Raw genomic sequence first — 17741 nt, forward strand, 5'->3', positions numbered from 1 at the left:
TCGCGCGATAGCGGGAGACTACGCGACGGATTGGGCTTTTTCCTCCTGCGGGTCGCGAAGAACATAGCCGCGCCCCCAGACCGTTTCGATATAATGCTCGCCTTGTGTCGCAGCAGCGAGTTTTTTACGCAGCTTACAGATAAAGACATCGATAATCTTGAGTTCGGGCTCGTCCATGCCGCCATAAAGGTGGTTGAGGAACATCTCTTTGGTGAGTGTCGTGCCCTTGCGGAGCGAAAGAAGCTCCAGCATTTGATATTCTTTGCCGGTGAGGTGGACGCGCTGGCCCGCAACCTCAACCGTTTTCGCGTCGAGATTGACGACCAGGCGGCCTGTGGTGATGACCGACTGCGAATGACCTTTTGAACGGCGCACAATCGCATGGATGCGCGCGACAAGCTCGTCCTTGTGGAAAGGCTTGGTCATGTAGTCGTCGGCGCCGAAGCCGAGGCCGCGCACTTTGGTTTCGATATCGCCCTGACCCGTCAGAATAAGGATCGGTGTGTTGACCTTGGCGACGCGCAAAGATTTCAGCACGTCAAAGCCGGTCATGTCCGGCAAGTTCAGGTCGAGAAGAATAATATCGTAATCATACACCTTGCCGAGATCGACGCCTTCTTCGCCAAGATCGGTGGTGTAGCAATTGAAGCCGTCTGACTTCAGCATCAGTTCAATGCTTTGTGCCGTGGCGCCGTCGTCTTCGATCAGCAGAACCCGCATAGTCCGTCTCCTGTTGGCGCTACGTTCCCCTCGAACACATTGCGCTCTTTTCGTGTTGTCGTCTGGAAGTTAACGACCATAGCTTTCATAATGGTTAACAGCGTGAGTCAAATTCGCTGCTTTATCAGGCGCTTTTTAAGGCGGCGAAAACACATATTACTGGCGAGCCCCAGTGTTTGCTTGATTTGCGGGCGCTGTCATTAAGCATGTTGGACTTTTTTGACGTTAAAGCGGTTCACCAATTCACCGGTCTTTAAGCACACTGCGTTAAGAGCTCCAGAGCTTTCGTCGCAGGCGTCATATCGCATTCGAAATAGCTTGGCCGGGTTTGCCGCAATGGTGAGTTTGAAGGTTGGACTCAACTTTTTTGGCGGTGGGTTTGAACAAGCAAGGCGAAACATCACTCAATCTGACCGAAGAGGCGGGGCATGATCGGCAAGGCAAGAGAACACGGCGCGCTCATGAGGCTGTTGCGCATTGCGCGTGAAGAGCATGCGGCTTTGCGTGAAGATCTTGTAGAGATTAGTGACGCGCGTCAGGCGGCCGAGCTTTGTCTGGCGCAGCTTGAGAAGGACGCCTGCGCCGATGACCGTCGCGCAGCCCGCCGTCTGAAAATCGCCGCGATGCTTGCGACCTATGAGCAGGCGGAGGAGGCGGCGCGGCGAAAGCTGAGGGCGGCTTCCGACAGCGCGCAACAACTCGAAAAACTGGTCGGGAGCGACCACGTCGCGACCGCGCCCTGGACGCCAATGACAGGCCTGCTGGCCTGACGGCGAAACTTTTCCACATGGCGCGTGGAAAATTCATCTTTTGTTAACCGCTGTTTACCGATTCTTAGGACGCGTCCTTTGCGGGTGTTCTGTTTCTGTTCCGGAACCATCACGAGAAAATCGCGATCCCGGTCGAATGATTCTTTGACCGCCCATAAATTCCCATGCTATCCCATATAAGCCCAAATTTCGGGGGCGAGACGGTGTGTGCGCGGCGGTAATTCGCACGCACCGAGACGGAGGGAGCGGCATGCGGCGCGGGGCCGGGGCCCGGTTTTTTGGGTCCTATGTCAACAAAATCGATGCGAAGGGACGCCTGGCGACGCCGGCGGCTTTCCGGCGTGTGCTCGATCTCGCGACCGAGAACGTGATCTATTGCCTTCCGTCCACGGAGGAGCCGTGCCTTGAATGCGGCGGTCCGGAATATATCGATTACCTGCTTGAGATGATCGAGGATCTCGATCCCTATTCTGAAAAGCGCATCGCGCTGGAGCGCGCCATCGCGACACAGATGACGCCGGTCAACACCGATCCTGAAGGCCGCATCAACCTGCCGGAGGAGTTGCGCACACATGCGCAGTTAAACGGAAAGGCGCTGTTCGCCGGTCATATCCGCTCCTTTCAAATCTGGAATCCGGATCTTTTCGCGGCGCCGCTCGATGAAGCGAAGAAGATCGCCAATGAGGCGAAGCGTTCCTTGCGAAATCCGAAAGCGAATGGGGGCGCAGAATGATCGCCGCTGTTCCGCATAAGCCTGTCATGCTGAAGGAAGTCATCGCCGCCCTGGCGCCGAAAAAGGGCGGCGTCTATGTGGACGCGACATTCGGCGCCGGCGGATATTCCCGCGCGATTTTGAACGCCGCCGATTGCATAGTTTACGGTTTTGACCGCGACCCGACGGCGATTGAACGCGCGAAAGAATGGGCGAAAGAATTCGCCGGGCGCCTGTTCCTCATCAACCGGCCCTTTGCAGAAATGCGAGAGGCCCTCGCTGAAGAAGGCGTTGAAATGGTGGACGGGGTCGTCTTTGATCTCGGCGTTTCGTCGATGCAGCTTGACGAAGCGGAGCGTGGATTTTCCTTCCGCTTTGAAGGGCCTTTATCCATGCGGATGGATGGCGGCAAGCCCGACGCCGCGGATGTCATCGCCCGCGCCGACGCACACGACCTTGCCACGATCTTTCGTCGCTATGGCGAGGAGAACCGGGCCAACGCCATTGCGCGCGCAATCATTCGTGAGCGCGATAATGCGCCGATCACCACAACAGCGGCGCTTGCGTCCATCATCGAAAAGGCGACCCCCGGCGCGGCACGCCATAAGATTCATCCTGCGACGCGCAGCTTTCAGGCCTTGCGAATTTTCGTCAATGACGAGCTTGGGCAGTTGATCGCCGGGCTGCGCGCGGCGGAGCGGCTGTTGCGTCCCGCGGGACGACTGGTGGTTGTCGCGTTCCATTCGCTCGAGGATCGCATTGTCAAACGGTTTCTAGCCGGACGAACAGAGGGCAAGCGCGCCGGGTCGCGTCACCTGCCGCCGGAAGATTTGCCGCCAGCGTCTTTTGAGCTTCTTTATCCGCGGGCGGTGGAGCCGGCGGAACAGGAAACCGCGGAAAATCCGCGCGCGCGGTCGGCGAAACTGCGCGCCGGCGTCAGAACCGAGGCGCCCCCTGCGCCGGATGGCGACGCTCTCGGCGCGCCCAAGGAAATCAGATTGTCTTTTATGCACGGAGGAAAATAACATGATCCGTATAACCACCATATTCTTGTGCGTACTGTTGGCGGCGGCGGCCTTTGGGCGGTATCGCGCCGAAGTTTCCGTGCGCGAGCTGCGCGAGGATATTCAGGAAATCGAAACCAGCCAGGTCGAGGAGCTGCGCTCGATCCAAATGCTGCGGGCGGAAATCGCCTATCTTGAAAACCCTGACCGGTTAGCGAAGGTCGCCGGGACAAAAACGGACCTTCGTCCGTCCGAAAGCGCGCAGCTTGTCAATGCGCGCGAATTTGCGACGCTCCTCGGCGATAGCGATTACGCGGCCGAAGAAGATGCGCCCGCGCCTGATGGCGATGTCATTCTTCATGCGCTCGCCATGGCGCAAGTAGCGGATGCGCAGTAAGATTTTCACGCCTCAAAAGGGCCAGAAATAGAAAGCCCCCCGACGGTGTTTCTGAGGAAGACAAAACGAGCGAAACCCAAGGCCTATGTGATCGCTGAAGCCGAAGGCGCTGACCCCGATGCGAGTGCGCTGAAAGTGCGCGCCATGGGCGCGCGCGGGCGGATCGCTGAGCGGGCACGCATGCGCATCATGATGTGCGCTTCCGTTTTTGTCTTTGTCTTCGCCGCGCTTGGGGTGCGGCTTGCGTTTATCTCATTTGGCGGTCTGGCGCCGGATGGGCATTACGCCGCCGCGCCGCAGGCCGATGCGCCACGCGCGGAGATCGTCGATCGCAACGGCGCCTTGCTTGCCGTTGATGTGCCGGTTATCGCGCTTGAAGTCGCGGGAAATGAAGTCTGGGATGCGAAAGAGGCCGCGGTGAAGCTCGCCGGCGTGCTCTCTGATATTGACGTTGTCGGTCTTGAAGAAAAGCTGGCAGAGGGCCGTTATGTTGAAGTGCGGGCGGATCTGACCCCGGCGGAACGTAAAGCGGTTTTCGATCTTGGCCTGCCTGGCGTGCGTTTCGCCGCGCGGGTTAAGCGCTTTTTCCCGCAAGGTGAACTCGCCGCTCATGTGATTGGCCATGACGAGCCCGGCAAAGGCGGCGTCATGGGGCTGGAGAAAACCGCGAACCGCTATCGCGGTAAAGGGCCGATGCGCGCCAGCATCGATATTCGCGTACAGCAAATTCTCGAAGAAGAGCTCGCGGCGGATATGGAGAAATTCTCGCCCGAAGCCGCTTGGGGCGCTGTCATGGATGTGGAGACGGGGGAGGTGATTGCGCTCGCCAGTCTTCCCGATTTTGATCCCAACGCGCCGGGCGCCGTCGGGGCTGATTCCCGCCGCAATCGCGCCACCTATGACCGCTATGAGCTCGGCTCCGCCTTCAAGAGTTTTACGGCGGCGGCGGTAATCGAGGAAGGGCTCGGGCGGGAGTCGACAACTTATGACGCGCGCGGAAGTTTTCAGGTCGCTGACCGGCGGATTTCAGATTTTCATGGCGAGAACCGCATCCTGACCTTGTCCGAGGTCATACAGCATTCGTCGAATATCGGCGCCGCGCGCATGGCGCTTGATCTCGGCGCTGAAAAACAGCAGCGCTATCTGGAGGCGTTGGGATTGTTTTCTGCGCTGCCGCTGGAGATTTCAGAAAATCGCGAACCAGAGCTTCCCTGGCAATGGGGCCCTGTTGAGACGGCGACAATTTCCTATGGTCACGGCATCGCTGTGACGCCGCTGCATTTGCTTGCGGCGTTTTCGGCGGTTGTAAATGGCGGCGTCTATCACACGCCGCATTTTCTTGCGCCGACAAAACAGCCGGAAGGCGAGCGCGTTTTTTCTGAAAATACGAGCATCGCAATGCGCCGTATTCTACGCCGCGTTGTGACCGACGGCACGGCGAGCTACGCCGAAGCCGACGGGTTCTTCCCGATCGGCAAGACGGCGACGGCGGACAAGCGCTCGCTCACCGGCGGCTATCAGACCAATGCGCGCATCGCGAGTTTTGTCGGCGCCGTGCCGGGTTATGCGCCGCGTTATGCAATCCTCATCACCTATGACAATCCGCAGCCGGCCGAAGGCACGTATGGCTTTGCAACCGCCGGCTGGAATGCAGCGCCAGCCTTTTCGCGTTTTGTTGAACGAGCGGCCCCGTTGCTTGGCCTTTCAACCATCAATGAATCGACGGCGCTCGCCTCTTTCGTCACGGGGCAGCCGCCCGCGCTTCGCCAGGAAGCAAAACTCGCAACGCAAGCAAGCGGCGCCGGTGGGGCGAATGGCGGCGGAGGGGCGCCATGAGGCTTTCCGAGCTTGCCTATGAGACGATTGAGCCCGATCCGCAGATTGACGGGCTGACCGCCGACAGCCGCGCCGTCTCGCGCGGCTTTCTGTTTGCGGCGTTGCCGGGCGTGCAGGCTGATGGCGCAAGCTATATTCCGCAGGCTGAGGAGAACGGCGCCGCCGCCATTTTGGCGCTTCCCGGCGTTACGTCCAAATTGCCGGTGATCGTGGACGCCGAACCGCGTCGACGTCTGGCGCAGCTGGCCGCGCGGTTTTATCCCCGTCAGCCGGAAGTCGTTGCCGGGATTACCGGCACCAATGGCAAGACCTCGACGGCGCGTTTTGCAGCGCAGCTCTGGACACTGCTGGGATGTGAAGCAGGCAGCATAGGAACGCTCGGCGCACAGTCCCGCGTTTATGAACGCGCGCTTGCGCATACGACGCCTGATCCGGTGACGCTGCATGAAACCATGGACGCCATGACCCGTGCGGGCGTGACGCATCTGGCGATGGAGGTTTCTAGCCATGGCCTTGCGCAACATCGCGCCGACGGCGTTCATTTTCGTGTCGCCGCGTTCACCAACATCACTCAGGATCATCTCGACTATCACCCGACCTTCGAAGATTATTTTAACGCCAAAGGCCGGTTGTTTACGGACCTGCTTGCAAGCAATGGCACGGCGGCGATCAACATGGACGGCGAAGGCGCGGAGGCGGTGGTTGAGCTCGCGCGTTTGCGCGGCCTACCGACTGTGCAGACCGGCTGGAACGGCCGTGACGTCAAATTATTGAGTTGCGAACCGCATATGAGCGGGCTGGCGCTTGAACTCGAATGCGGCGGCTATGTTTACCGCGCTGATCCGCCGCTCATCGGCGCGTTTCAGGCGGAAAATGCGCTGCTCGCGGCGGGGATCGTGATCGCCGCGGGAGCGAAGGGCGCTGACGTCATGATGCAACTCGCCAATATTGAGGGCGCGCCGGGACGCATGGAGTTTGTTGCGGAAATCGCTGGCGGCGGCGTCTATGTGGATTACGCCCATACGCCCGACGCAGTAGGGACAGCGTTGAAAGCCATTCGCCCGCATGCGCCGGGCCGCGTCATCGCTATTCTCGGCGCGGGCGGCGACCGCGACCGCACCAAGCGTCCGCTGATGGGGGCGGCGGCGAAGGCGAACGCCGATATTGTGATGGTGACGGACGACAATCCGCGCACGGAAGACCCGGCGTCAATCCGGGCCGAAATTCTGAAAGGGTGCCCGGACGCCAAAGAGATCGGCGACCGGGGCGAAGCCATTGCAGCGGGGGTTGCAATGCTTGACGAAGGCGACGTGCTTCTGATTTTGGGGAAGGGGCACGAGGCGGGGCAGCAGGTGGGGGATCAGGTCTTTCCGTTCGACGACGCGAGCGTTGCGCGCGATGCCGTTGCGGATCGGATGAAGGAGCTCGGGTGATGGTGAAAGAGATGTTGAACACTCTGTGGGACGCCTATGAAGCGGCGGCGGCGACGGGCGGCGCTTTATGTGCGCGCGGCGGCGATCCGAAACGCTGGACGGCGGAGGAATGGTCGGCTGGCGGGGTTTCCATTGACACGCGCACGCTGAAACCGGGCGATATTTTCGTGGCGCTTCGCGATGCGCGCGACGGCCATGAGTTCCTGAAAAACGCCTTCGCGGCGGGCGCTTCCGCGGCGCTCGTGGCGCGCGCGCCGGAGGACGCGCCCGAAGGCGCGCCCTTGCTCGTGGTCGGCGACACGCTTGAAGGGTTGCGCGATCTTGCGCGCGCGGCGCGGACCCGCAATTTCGGCAAGCGCGTGGCGGTGACGGGAAGCGCCGGTAAAACCTCCACCAAGGAAATCCTGCGCGCGGTTCTCGGCAGCGATGGAGACGTGCATGCGGCGGACAAGAGTTTCAACAATCACTGGGGCGTGCCGCTGACTCTGGCGCGGTTGCCCATGCGCGCTGATTATGGCGTCTTCGAAATCGGTATGAACCATCCGGGCGAGATCACGCCTCTAACGGCGCTGGTTCGCCCGCATGCGGCTATCGTCACGACCGTGGCGGCGGCGCATCTGGAATTTTTCAAATCCGTCGAAGAGATCGCCGAAGCGAAAGCGGAAATTTTTTCCGGGCTGGCGCCGGGCGGCGTCGCCGTGCTGCCTTTTGATAATGAATTCTTCCCGCTCCTGAAAAAACGGGCGGAGGAGGCGGGCGCCGCCAGTTTTATTTCCTTTGGCGAAAAAGCCGGGGCCGACTTCCAGTTGCTTGACTACAAGGCGGACGGCGCCGGCGCGCAGTTGAAGGCGAAAATCAAGGGCGAGACCATAGAGTTTTCCGCCGGAATTCCCGGCCGCCACCAGGCGACCAATATGCTGGCCGCGCTCGCCGCCGCCGATGCGGTCGGTTGCCCGCTTGAGGGAGCGATCCGCGCGCTCAGCGCGATTACGCCGGCTGAGGGGCGCGGCGCCCGCACGCAAATCGCTGTCGAGGGCGGCGCGGCGACCCTGATCGACGAGAGCTATAACGCCAATCCGGCCTCCATGGAGGCGGCCATCGGCCTGCTGGGCGCTTCAGAACCACCCGCTGGCGGACGGCGGATCGCCATTCTCGGCGAAATGCTGGAACTCGGGCCGGAAGGCCCAAAACTGCATGAAAAACTTGTAACCGCGCTGGTTGCGGCGAAGGTTGACCGGGTCTACGCAGCGGGCCAATTGATGCGTCATCTCTGGGATGCGCTACCGCCTGAAATGCGCGGCCTTCACGCCGGCGATGCGGTCGGTCTCGTGGGGCCGGTGCTCGACGCGGTCGCGCCAGGAGATATCATCATGGTCAAGGGATCAAACGCCTCGAAAGTGAGCGCCGTGGCGCGCGCACTCAAAGAAAGCGGCGTCAAGGAAGAACAAAAAGAAGGCCGAGCTTAATGTTATATCACCTGCTGACGCCGCTTGCGGATCAGTTCCAACTTTTCAACCTGTTCAATTACCTGACATTCCGCACAGGCGGCGCGGTGATGACGGCGTTGATCATTTCATTCCTGACTGGGCCGTCATTGATCCGCTGGATGCGCCGCAAGCAGGGGCGCGGTCAGCCGATCCGCACCGACGGCCCGCAGACGCATATTATCGAAAAGGCTGGCACTCCCACCATGGGCGGGGTTCTGATCCTGTTGTCGCTCACCGTTGCAACGTTTCTCTGGGCGCGTCTCGACAATATCTATGTCTGGATCGTGATGGGCGTGACGCTTGCGTTCGGCGCCCTCGGCTTCATCGACGATTACATGAAGGTGACGAAGCAGACATCAGACGGCGTCGTCGGCAGTCTGAAACTGATTGTCCAGTTTGCGGTGGCCTTGCTCGCCGCATGGATGTGCATGGACGCACTATCTCAGGCGCCTGACGCGCCAACAGGGCTCGCGACCTCTGTGGGCGTTCCTTTTGTGCCCTTGTCAATTTTCGAGGCATGGTTCAACGCGCCGGGCGTGCCCCTGGGCATTTTCATTGTGCCTTTCGCCGCTTTCGTCATTGTCGGCGCATCGAACACGGTGAATTTGACCGATGGGCTGGATGGTCTCGCGACGGTGCCGGTGATGATTGCGGCGGGGGCCTATGCGTTGATCGCCTATCTGGTCGGCAACGCCATTTACGCCAACTATCTCAGCGTTCCGTTCGTGCCGGGCGTTGGCGAACTGACCGTCATTTGCGGCGCCATCATTGGCGCGGGGCTCGGCTTTCTCTGGTATAATGCGCCGCCTGCGGCGATTTTTATGGGCGACACGGGTTCGCTGGCGCTTGGCGGCGCCATCGGAACTATCGCTGTTGCAGCCAAGCATGAGATCGTGCTCGCTATTGTGGGCGGACTTTTTGTGCTGGAGGGGTTGTCGGTGATGATCCAGATCGCGTCCTTCAAACTGACGGGCAAGCGTGTCTTCAGAATGGCGCCGATCCACCATCATTTCGAACAACTCGGCTGGAAAGAGTCGACCATTGTCATCCGCTTCTGGATCATCGCTTTCGTGCTCGCGATGATCGGCCTCGCCACGCTGAAACTGCGTTAGGGAAAACGATGATCCTGATCCCTGATGTAAAGCGGAAGAAATTTGGTGTTTTCGGCCTCGGCGTCTCGGGCGTTGCGACCTGTGAAGCGCTCGCCAAATCGGGCGCCCAGGTTTTTTCTTTCGACGAGAATCGTCAGGCGCGCGACAAAGTCGCGGACACTGAATATCGCTGCGAGCATCCGAAAAACTGGCCGTGGAAAGAACTTGAAGCGGTCATTGTGTCGCCCGGCGTGCCGCTTACCCATCCAAAGCCTCATGCGATTGTCAGAAAGGCCAAGCTGGAAAAAGTTGCTGTCATTGGCGATACGGAATTGTTCGCGCGCGCGCTTAATGCGCTGGAGCCGCGGGCGCGCCCGCGCGTCATTGGCGTCACCGGCTCTAATGGAAAATCCACGACAACCGCGCTGATCGGCCATGTTTTAAAGCAAGCGGGTGAAGACGCCTATGTGGGCGGCAATATCGGCGAGGCGGTGCTGTCTCTGCCGGCGTTTGAAAATGATGCGATCTATGTGCTCGAGCTCTCGTCGTTTCAGCTCGACCTGACCTATTCGCTTCGTCTCGATGCGGCTGTATTTTTAAATCTCTCGCCTGATCACATTGAGCGGCATGGCTCGATCGACGGCTATCTCGACGCGAAGAAACGGATTTTTCTCAATCAGACAGCGGACGATCTTGCCATCATCGGCGTGGATGACGATTACGCCCAGAGCGTCTGCACCGAAATGATGGCGCGCGGTCCCGCTGCGGTAAGGCCTGTGTCGGCGGGAAGCGCCCTCGGGCGCGGCGTCTATGCGCTGGAAGACAAGATCTACTACAACCTTGACGGCAAGACGTCGCTCGCCGGCGACCTTTCCAAGGCGCGGTCCTTGCGCGGTGTGCACAATCAACAAAACGCCGCCGCCGCGGTCGCCGTGTGTGAAAAGTTCGGTGTCGATCCTGCTTTGGCGGTGAAGTCAGCGCTTCGTTACGAAGGCTTGCCGCACCGCATTGAAGAGGTCGGCCGCAACGGCAAGGTGCTGTTCATCAACGATTCAAAAGCCACAAACGCCGACGCAGCGGCGCGGGCGCTGGCCGCGTTTACGGATATTTTCTGGATCGCCGGCGGCAAGCCGAAAGAGGGTGGAATTGAAAGCCTCTTGCCGCTCATGGACCGCGTGCAGACGGTCTATCTGATTGGCGAAGCCGCGGCGAACTTTGAAGCCGTGCTAAAAGACGCCGTCAAATGCGTTCACTGCGGCGATCTTGATAAAGCCGTTGCGGCGGCGGCGAAGGATGCGGCGAAATCAGACGCAAAAAATCCGGTCGTGCTCCTGTCGCCGGCCTGCGCCTCTTATGACCAGTTCAAGAATTTCGAGGAGCGCGGGCGCGCGTTCCGCGATCTCGTATCGGAGCTTTCCGCAACCAATGGAGAAGCGGCGTGAGGCGTTTGTCGCGGCTTGATACATCCCCTTTCGCCCGCCTGTGGTGGTCCATAGACCGCCCGGCGCTCGGCGTTTTGTCGCTGATCATTCTTATTGGCGGCGTCGTGTTGATGGCGGCGGGCCCGTCCGCGGCCGCTCGCATGCCGAATGTGGATCAGTTCCAGTTTCCCGTGCGCCAGCTCATTTTCATGGGCCCGACCCTGCTCATTGTGACGGCGATTGCATTCCTGACGCCATTGCAGGCGCGCCGGCTCGGCGTTTTTGTCTTTCTCGGGGCTATCGCGCTGATGATCTATCTCTTGCTTTTCGGCGCAGAGGTGAACGGCGCGAAGCGCTGGCTTTATTTCGCCGGCATGTCGTTGCAGCCTTCGGAATTCGCCAAGCCCGGTTTTGTCGTCGCCGCCGCCTGGATGCTGGCCGAGGGCGCGCGCGATCCGAAATTTCCCGGCGGCGCCATCGCCATCGGGCTTTACGGATTTTTTGCGCTCTTGTTGTTGTTGCAGCCTGACTTCGGTCAGTGGGCGCTGATCACGGCGGTCTGGGCGGTGATGTTTTTTGTCGCCGGGTGGAGCTGGCTGTGGATCGGTTTGCTCGGCGTGGTCGGCATGGGCGCGCTCACCGCCGGTTATTATTTATCTGATCACGTCGCCGCGCGCGTTGACGGATTTTTCAAACCCGAAACCACCGAAACCTATCAGGTCGATCGCGCGATTGAGACCATCGCCAATGGCGGGCTGATCGGGCGGGGCGATGCGCCGCCGGTGAAAACGATGCTCCCTGACGCGCATACGGATTTCATCTTCGCCGTGGCGGGGGAGGAGTTCGGGTTCCTGCTGGCGCTTCTTATCATCATTTTGTTTGCGATTTTCACCGCGCGCATCATGGCCGTGGCGGCAGGCCTGAAAAGCATTTTCGCCCAATGCGCGGCCACGGGCCTCGCGGCGATCATCGGCTTTCAGGCGATCATCAATATTGGCGTATCTTTGCGCGCGCTTCCGGCCAAGGGCATGACCTTGCCCTTCATCTCCTATGGCGGTTCGTCACTCCTCGCGACGGGGCTGACGGTCGGGCTCATCTTTGCGTTGACGCGCACCCATCAGGGTGTTTTCCGCCGCAAGGACATCATGCCGTGAGTGTTGCGGGGCCCATCGCGCTCGCAGCCGGCGGCACGGGCGGGCATCTGTTTCCCGCCGAAGCGCTGGCGCAGGAGCTAAAGCGGCGCGGCCATCGCGTGTTGCTCGTCACCGATGCGCGGGGCGCGCGCTATGCGCAAAATTTTCCGGCGGATGAACGGTTCGAGATTTCCGCCGCGACCCCTTCCATTGGCGGGCCAGTGGCGAAGGCGGCTGCGGCGGTGTCTATTGCGTCCGGGCTTTTCACATCCTTGCGCGAATTTAGAAAGCGCAAGCCCGCCGCGGCTGTCGGTTTTGGCGGCTATCCGTCGCTGCCTGCCATGAAAGCGGCGGCGTTGATGAACATCCCTTATGGCGTCCATGAACAGAACGGCGTTCTGGGCCGCGCCAACCGCATGCTGGTGAAGGGCGCAGCCTTCACGGCGCATGCCTTTCCGGTGTTGGAAAAATTGCCGGCTGGCGTCGAAACGATTGAAGTTGGCAATCCCGTTCGCGACGCGGTGAATCTGGTTTCGAACGCGCCTTACCCGTCACTAGATGGCGACATTCACCTTCTGGTTTTTGGCGGCAGTCAGGGCGCAAGTATTTTCTCCGATGCGCCGGTGAAAGCGATTGCCGGCCTGGCGCCAGATCTACGCAAGCGTCTCGTCGTCACCCATCAGGCGCGTGAAGGCGATATGGAAGCGGTGAAAGCAGGCTATGCGGGCGCGGGCGTCCGCGCCGAAGTCGCGCCTTTTTTCACTGATTTGCCCCAACGCATGGCCGCCGCGCATCTCGTTATTTCCCGCGCGGGCGCATCGACGGTGACGGAGTTAGCGGCGATTGGGCGGCCGTCGATTCTTGTGCCGCTCGCCATCGCCATGGATGATCACCAGACCGGCAACGCGCGGGCGCTAAAGGATAAAAACGCCGCCGTGATTTTGCCGGAAAAAGAGTTTAATCAATATGAGCTCGCCGCGCCGCTGGAAGCGTTATTGTCCAATCCGGAGCGGCTGAAAGCGATGGCCGCGAACGCCAAAGGCGCGGTGAAATCCGGCGCCGCCTCGCGGCTCGCCGATCTGGTTGAGAACATCGCCGCCCAAAAAGCGGCGGCCTGAGTAAAGAGTATTATGACGGGTAAAGATCAATATTCAAAAGTGGATCCGCCGGCGATCAAGGTGCGCCTGCCCTTTGGCGCGGGCGTCGTGCATTTCGTCGGGATCGGCGGCATCGGCATGAGCGGCATCGCCGATGTGATGCGCACGCTCGGCTATGATGTGCGCGGCTCTGACGTCGCCGATAGCGCCAATGTGCAGCGTCTGCGCGACAAGGGCATTCCCGTCACCATCGGTCATAGCGCAGAGAATGTGGACGGCGCCGATGCGGTGATCATCTCGACCGCGATCAAGCGCGACAATCCGGAGGCCGCCGCCGCGCGGGCGCGGCATATTCCGGTGGTGAAGCGCGCTGACATGCTCGCCGAATTGATGCGCCTCAAATGGACCGTCTCTGTCGCCGGCACGCACGGCAAAACGACGACGACGACCATGGTTGCGGCGCTGCTCGATGAAGCGAACCTCGACCCGACCGTCATCAATGGCGGCGTCATCAATGCCTATGGCGCCAATGCGCGCATCGGCGAAGGCGACTGGATGGTGGTCGAGGCCGATGAAAGCGACGGCACGTTTATCCGCCTGCCGACGACGGTCGCCATCGTCACCAATATCGATCCCGAACATCTCGATCACTGGGGCGGGTTTGAAAAGCTCCGCGCCGCCTTTGACCGCTTCATTGAGAACACGCCGTTTTACGGCTTCGGCGTCGTCTGCCTCGATCATCCAGAGGTGCAGGCGCTTGTAGGCCGCGTCACCGACCGGCGTCTCATCACCTATGGCGTCAATCCGCAGGCGGATGTGCGCGCGGTCAATATCCGCCATGAAGACGGCGCCAGCCATTACGACATCATCTTCCGCGAACGCGGACAGGAGGTAGACCGGATTGAGGGCGTGCGCCTCCCCATGCCGGGTACTCATAACGTGCTGAATTCACTGCCCGCCGCCATCGTCGCCAAACGTCTCGGCGCGACAGATGCGCAGATCAAGTCGGGCCTTTCAAAATTTGCGGGCGTGAAGCGGCGCTTCTCTCCGGCGGGCGAGTGGAAAGGCGTCACCATCATTGATGATTATGGCCACCACCCGGCGGAAATCGCGGCTGTGCTGCGGGCCGCGCGCTCCATCGCCAAGGGTAAGGTGATCGCTGTGGTGCAGCCGCACCGCTATACGCGCCTGCGCGATCTTTTTGATGAGTTCTGCGCCTGTATGAATGAAGCGGATGTGGCGCTTGTCACTGATGTTTATGCAGCGGGCGAGGCGCCCATTGAAGGCTTCAGCCGCGACAGTCTCGTCGCCGGTCTCGAAAGCCACGGTCATCAGGGCGCGCGGGCGTTGAAGTCCTTCGACGAATTGCCCGGCGTTATCGCTGATGTCGCGGAAGAGGGCGACTATGTCATCTGCCTCGGCGCCGGGGACATCACGAAATATGCGAATGCGCTGGCGGGTGAACTGGCGAAGAGGAAATAGGTCATGCGCATTTTTATTTCTATTGTTCTTTTCCTCTGTGCCGCAATCGTTCCTGCGCAGGCCTGCTCCTGCATCTGGCCAGACAATATGACGGTCAAAAAACATTTCGAGCAAACGGATGTAGTTTTCCGTGGTGTGTTTATAGGCGCAAAATCTTTCGAGTCTGAAGAGTACTCGATATTAGATCGAGTAGGAAAGTTTCAGGTACTTGAAGTTCTTAAAGGTGATATCGGCGCTATGGCAGATGTCTATTACCCAGAAGATAGTGGTGCGAACTGCGGCTTAAGCTTTGGGGTGGGAGACGAGTACGAAGTTTTTGCCGGTATTGATGACCAAGGAAGAATTGGCACAACCGATTGTAGTGGTACAAGGAACGCTTGTGCACGATCTGAATGGTCATGGGATGACTATCGGAAAGTCGCCAAGAAGAATTGATGTTTTCGCGTATCAAAACATCCGACCTCCCTGCCGTTCGCGGGAAATACACCGAGAACGCAGACCTTTCCGCGCTCACATGGTTCCGCGTCGGCGGGCCGGCGGATGTGTTGTTCTCGCCCGCCGATGAAGACGACATTGCACACTTTTTAAAAGAAACGCCGGAGGAAATTCCGGTGCATGTCATGGGCGTCGGGTCGAACTTGCTTGTGCGCGACGGCGGCGTCAGGGGCGTCGTCATCCGTTTCGGTTCGCCGTTTCGTCAAGTGACGGTGGACGGGATGCGCGTCACCGCCGGCGCCGGGTGCATTGACGCGCAGGTCGCCAAGGCGGCGGCGCAGGCGGGCGTGGCGGGTCTTGAATTTTTTCGCGGCGTGCCGGGGACTATCGGCGGCGCGATCCGAATGAACGCGGGCGCTTATGGCGGCGAGGTGAAGGATATTCTGGTTGAGGCGATAGCGTATGACCGGAAAGGCGCGCGTCACGTCCTCTCCAACGCCGATCTCGGTTTTTCCTATCGCCATTGTTCCGCGCCGGAGGATTTCATCTTTACGAGCGCAACTTTCGAGGGCCGCCCGGACGAGCCCGCCGCGATCATGAAGCGCATGGATCAGATCAGCGAGCAGCGCGAGCAAACCCAGCCGATCCGCGAGCGCACGGGCGGGTCGACCTTCGCCAATCCCGACCCGGAAATCTCCGGGGGTAAGAAATCCTGGCAATTGATCGACGAAGTGGGCGGCCGGGGCCGTGTCATCGGCGATGCGCAGGTGTCGACCCACCACTGCAATTTCATGATCAACCGCGGAAACGCGACGGCGGCGGACCTCGAGGCGCTAATCGAGTCACTTCGTAAAGATGTGTTAACCAAGACCGGCGTTGAGTTGCACTGGGAGATCAAGCGCATAGGAGAGCCGGCCCAGTGAGTAAACGCTATAACCGCATCGCAGTTCTGAAAGGCGGCTGGTCGCCAGAGCGCGAAGTCTCCTTGAATTCCGGCGCAGCGGCGGCGAAGGCGCTTGTCGAGGCCGGTTACGACGTGTTTGAAATCGACGTGAACCGCGACCTTGGCCAACGCCTTGCGGAAGCAAAACCCGACGCGGTTTTCAACGCGCTCCACGGGCAATGGGGCGAGGATGGCTGTGTGCAGGGCCTGCTTGAAATTATGGGTATTCCCTACACCCATTCCGGGGTGCTGGCGTCGTCGCTGGCCATGGACAAGCAGCGCGCCAAAGCCGTGTTCGAGGACGCCAATATTCCGTCGCCTTTCGGAAAGATTGTCACGCGCGCCGAAGCCGCTGGCGGTCACGTCATGGAGCCGCCATATGTGGTGAAGCCAAATGCGCAGGGCTCCTCCGTCGGTGTTTATATTGTGCGCAAGGGCGACAACCGCCCGCCCGCCGAGCTGACCTCGAAAGAGTGGGCGCTGGGCGAGGAAGTGCTGGTCGAAAAGTTCATTCCTGGCCGTGAGCTCACCGTCGCCGTCATGGGCGACCGCGCGCTTTGCGTTACAGAAATTACGACGGCGCTCGCATTTTACGATTATGAAGCGAAATACGCCGCTGGCGGATCGAAACATGTGCTGCCGGCCGATGTGCCCCAGGACATCACGGAACGTTGCCTCGATCTCGCCTTGCGCGCGCATAACGCGCTTGGCTGCCGCGGGGTGTCGCGCGCCGATTTCCGTTATGACTATGAAACGAGCGGCGAACAGCTTTATTGCCTTGAAGTGAACACGCAGCCGGGGCTCACCGCCACGTCGCTCGCGCCAGAGCAGGCGGCTCATCTCGGCGTTTCATTTCCGGCGCTTTGCGCCTGGATGGTGGAGGATGCCTCATGCCAAAGGTAAAGAAAAAAGCACCCGCAAAATCGCGCCGCAAGTCGCGAAAAAAGCCGAGCGGTTTTTTTGACCGCTTGAGCGCCGTCTGGACCAATATGTCTCGTGCGGCGGTGGCGGGGTCGCTGTTGGTGGCCGTGGTTGCGCTCGGCTTTCTCTGGGCGGGCGGTTATATCGGTTTGCTTGGCGAAAAGCTGAACCGGGTCGCCGGCGCGGGCGCCGTGAACGCCGGGTTCGAAATTACACGCATCACCGCGCGCGGATTCTCCAAGACGGAGGAAGACGACCTTCTCACGGCGGTGGGGCCGGTTGTTGGCTCCTCTATTCTTCACTTCGATGCGGACCGCGCCCGTGCGCGCGTCGAAGAGCTGGGCTGGGTGCGCAGCGCGGCGGTCTCTCGGTTGTTGCCCAATACAGTGCATGTTTCCGTCCGCGAGCGCGAACCGGCGGCGGTCTGGCAATTGTCAGGCAATCTTCATCTTATCGACGATCAGGGCGCCGTCATTCGTGAAGTCAGCGCTTATGAATATTCAGACCTGCCGCTGATCGTCGGCGCAGGCGCCCCGGACGCGGCGTCAGAGATGCTTCTGGCGTTGCATGGCGCGCCGGATATTCAAAGCCGTGTTTCTGCGCTGATCCGCGTCAGCGACCGGCGCTGGAATCTGAAGACCAAGGACGGGGTGGAGGTTCGGTTTCCCGAGAAGGATCTGTCTGAGGCTATGGACTATCTATCGCGTATAGAAACAAAAACCGGCTTGCTTGACGAGCCGCTCGAATATGTCGATCTGCGGAACCCGGACAATTTCGTGTACAGAAAAAGAGGCGCTGTCGAGCTGGATATGCCGCTCGGGCAAGTGAACTAACAACGGCGCAGCGCCGCCTATGAGGT

17 protein-coding genes are annotated in these 17741 nt (G+C 60.2%); 16 read left to right on the forward strand and 1 reads right to left on the reverse strand.

Going from position 1 to position 17741, the window contains the following annotated elements; translation table 11 throughout:
• Nucleotides 1-18 precede the first annotated feature (18 nt).
• Nucleotides 19-720 carry a response regulator transcription factor CtrA gene (gene ctrA, locus ACFOOP_RS08685; RefSeq protein WP_379880517.1) on the reverse strand — a complete coding sequence of 234 codons (702 nt, stop codon included), beginning with the start codon at nucleotides 718-720 and terminating at the stop codon, nucleotides 19-21.
• A 428-nt stretch (nucleotides 721-1148) separates the two neighbouring features.
• Between ctrA and ACFOOP_RS08690 the strand changes: the two genes are divergently transcribed.
• From ACFOOP_RS08690 to ACFOOP_RS08765, 16 genes are all read left to right on the forward strand, one after another.
• Nucleotides 1149-1490, forward strand: a complete 342-nt coding sequence (locus ACFOOP_RS08690; protein ID WP_379880518.1) for a hypothetical protein — start codon at nucleotides 1149-1151, stop codon at nucleotides 1488-1490.
• 250 nt (nucleotides 1491-1740) lie between these two features.
• A complete protein-coding gene (locus ACFOOP_RS08695) occupies nucleotides 1741-2223 on the forward strand; it encodes a division/cell wall cluster transcriptional repressor MraZ (protein ID WP_379880520.1) in 483 nt (160 codons plus the stop codon).
• A complete protein-coding gene (gene rsmH, locus ACFOOP_RS08700) occupies nucleotides 2220-3227 on the forward strand; it encodes a 16S rRNA (cytosine(1402)-N(4))-methyltransferase RsmH (protein WP_379880521.1) in 1008 nt (335 codons plus the stop codon). The genes ACFOOP_RS08695 and rsmH overlap by 4 nt, the downstream gene beginning before the upstream one ends.
• A 1-nt stretch (nucleotide 3228) precedes the next feature.
• On the forward strand, nucleotides 3229-3603 hold the full coding sequence (gene ftsL / locus ACFOOP_RS08705) for a cell division protein FtsL (protein ID WP_379880522.1): 375 nt from the start codon (nucleotides 3229-3231) through the stop codon (nucleotides 3601-3603).
• Nucleotides 3604-3648: 45 nt separating this feature from the next.
• Nucleotides 3649-5439, forward strand: a complete 1791-nt coding sequence (locus ACFOOP_RS08710) for a peptidoglycan D,D-transpeptidase FtsI family protein (RefSeq protein WP_379880523.1) — start codon at nucleotides 3649-3651, stop codon at nucleotides 5437-5439.
• Nucleotides 5436-6872, forward strand: a complete 1437-nt coding sequence (locus tag ACFOOP_RS08715; RefSeq protein WP_379880524.1) for a UDP-N-acetylmuramoyl-L-alanyl-D-glutamate--2,6-diaminopimelate ligase — start codon at nucleotides 5436-5438, stop codon at nucleotides 6870-6872. The genes ACFOOP_RS08710 and ACFOOP_RS08715 overlap by 4 nt, the downstream gene beginning before the upstream one ends.
• Nucleotides 6872-8338, forward strand: coding sequence for a UDP-N-acetylmuramoylalanyl-D-glutamyl-2,6-diaminopimelate--D-alanyl-D-alanine ligase (locus ACFOOP_RS08720; RefSeq protein WP_379880525.1), 1467 nt, complete (start codon nucleotides 6872-6874; stop codon nucleotides 8336-8338). The genes ACFOOP_RS08715 and ACFOOP_RS08720 overlap by 1 nt, the downstream gene beginning before the upstream one ends.
• On the forward strand, nucleotides 8338-9471 hold the full coding sequence (mraY, locus tag ACFOOP_RS08725; RefSeq protein ID WP_379880526.1) for a phospho-N-acetylmuramoyl-pentapeptide-transferase: 1134 nt from the start codon (nucleotides 8338-8340) through the stop codon (nucleotides 9469-9471). The genes ACFOOP_RS08720 and mraY overlap by 1 nt, the downstream gene beginning before the upstream one ends.
• A gap of 8 nt (nucleotides 9472-9479) precedes the next feature.
• A complete protein-coding gene (murD, locus tag ACFOOP_RS08730; RefSeq protein ID WP_379880527.1) occupies nucleotides 9480-10892 on the forward strand; it encodes a UDP-N-acetylmuramoyl-L-alanine--D-glutamate ligase in 1413 nt (470 codons plus the stop codon).
• The gene (locus ACFOOP_RS08735) at nucleotides 10889-12025 is read left to right on the forward strand and encodes an FtsW/RodA/SpoVE family cell cycle protein (RefSeq protein WP_379880529.1); all 1137 of its coding nucleotides are present in this window, start codon (nucleotides 10889-10891) and stop codon (nucleotides 12023-12025) included. The genes murD and ACFOOP_RS08735 overlap by 4 nt, the downstream gene beginning before the upstream one ends.
• A complete protein-coding gene (locus tag ACFOOP_RS08740; RefSeq protein WP_379880530.1) occupies nucleotides 12022-13122 on the forward strand; it encodes a UDP-N-acetylglucosamine--N-acetylmuramyl-(pentapeptide) pyrophosphoryl-undecaprenol N-acetylglucosamine transferase in 1101 nt (366 codons plus the stop codon). Before ACFOOP_RS08735 ends, ACFOOP_RS08740 begins: the two co-directional genes overlap by 4 nt.
• 60 nt (nucleotides 13123-13182) lie before the next feature.
• Nucleotides 13183-14583 carry a UDP-N-acetylmuramate--L-alanine ligase gene (murC, locus tag ACFOOP_RS08745; protein ID WP_379881541.1) on the forward strand — a complete coding sequence of 467 codons (1401 nt, stop codon included), beginning with the start codon at nucleotides 13183-13185 and terminating at the stop codon, nucleotides 14581-14583.
• Nucleotides 14584-14586: 3 nt separating this feature from the next.
• Nucleotides 14587-15018: a hypothetical protein gene (locus ACFOOP_RS08750; RefSeq protein WP_379880531.1), complete on the forward strand. Its 432-nt coding sequence runs from the start codon at nucleotides 14587-14589 to the stop codon at nucleotides 15016-15018.
• Nucleotides 15018-15941, forward strand: coding sequence for a UDP-N-acetylmuramate dehydrogenase (murB, locus tag ACFOOP_RS08755; RefSeq protein WP_379880532.1), 924 nt, complete (start codon nucleotides 15018-15020; stop codon nucleotides 15939-15941). The genes ACFOOP_RS08750 and murB overlap by 1 nt, the downstream gene beginning before the upstream one ends.
• On the forward strand, nucleotides 15938-16864 hold the full coding sequence (locus ACFOOP_RS08760; RefSeq protein ID WP_379880533.1) for a D-alanine--D-alanine ligase: 927 nt from the start codon (nucleotides 15938-15940) through the stop codon (nucleotides 16862-16864). Before murB ends, ACFOOP_RS08760 begins: the two co-directional genes overlap by 4 nt.
• A complete protein-coding gene (locus tag ACFOOP_RS08765) occupies nucleotides 16852-17715 on the forward strand; it encodes a cell division protein FtsQ/DivIB (protein ID WP_379880534.1) in 864 nt (287 codons plus the stop codon). Before ACFOOP_RS08760 ends, ACFOOP_RS08765 begins: the two co-directional genes overlap by 13 nt.
• The last annotated feature ends 26 nt before the right edge of the window (nucleotides 17716-17741 follow it).

Source organism: Hyphococcus aureus, assembly GCF_042643165.1.
GTDB lineage: Bacteria > Pseudomonadota > Alphaproteobacteria > Caulobacterales > Parvularculaceae > Hyphococcus > Hyphococcus aureus.

Bases quoted from the DNA above. Each gene is read 5' to 3' on its own strand.
- ctrA (WP_379880517.1), bottom strand. From the start codon at position 720: ATGCGGGTTCTGCTGATCGAAGACGACGGCGCCACGGCACAAAGCATT.
- ACFOOP_RS08690 (WP_379880518.1), top strand. From the start codon at position 1,149: ATGATCGGCAAGGCAAGAGAACACGGCGCGCTCATGAGGCTGTTGCGC.
- ACFOOP_RS08695 (WP_379880520.1), top strand. From the start codon at position 1,741: ATGCGGCGCGGGGCCGGGGCCCGGTTTTTTGGGTCCTATGTCAACAAA.
- rsmH (WP_379880521.1), top strand. From the start codon at position 2,220: ATGATCGCCGCTGTTCCGCATAAGCCTGTCATGCTGAAGGAAGTCATC.
- ftsL (WP_379880522.1), top strand. From the start codon at position 3,229: ATGATCCGTATAACCACCATATTCTTGTGCGTACTGTTGGCGGCGGCG.
- ACFOOP_RS08715 (WP_379880524.1), top strand. From the start codon at position 5,436: ATGAGGCTTTCCGAGCTTGCCTATGAGACGATTGAGCCCGATCCGCAG.
- ACFOOP_RS08720 (WP_379880525.1), top strand. From the start codon at position 6,872: ATGGTGAAAGAGATGTTGAACACTCTGTGGGACGCCTATGAAGCGGCG.
- mraY (WP_379880526.1), top strand. From the start codon at position 8,338: ATGTTATATCACCTGCTGACGCCGCTTGCGGATCAGTTCCAACTTTTC.
- murD (WP_379880527.1), top strand. From the start codon at position 9,480: ATGATCCTGATCCCTGATGTAAAGCGGAAGAAATTTGGTGTTTTCGGC.
- ACFOOP_RS08750 (WP_379880531.1), top strand. From the start codon at position 14,587: ATGCGCATTTTTATTTCTATTGTTCTTTTCCTCTGTGCCGCAATCGTT.
- murB (WP_379880532.1), top strand. From the start codon at position 15,018: ATGTTTTCGCGTATCAAAACATCCGACCTCCCTGCCGTTCGCGGGAAA.
- ACFOOP_RS08765 (WP_379880534.1), top strand. From the start codon at position 16,852: ATGCCAAAGGTAAAGAAAAAAGCACCCGCAAAATCGCGCCGCAAGTCG.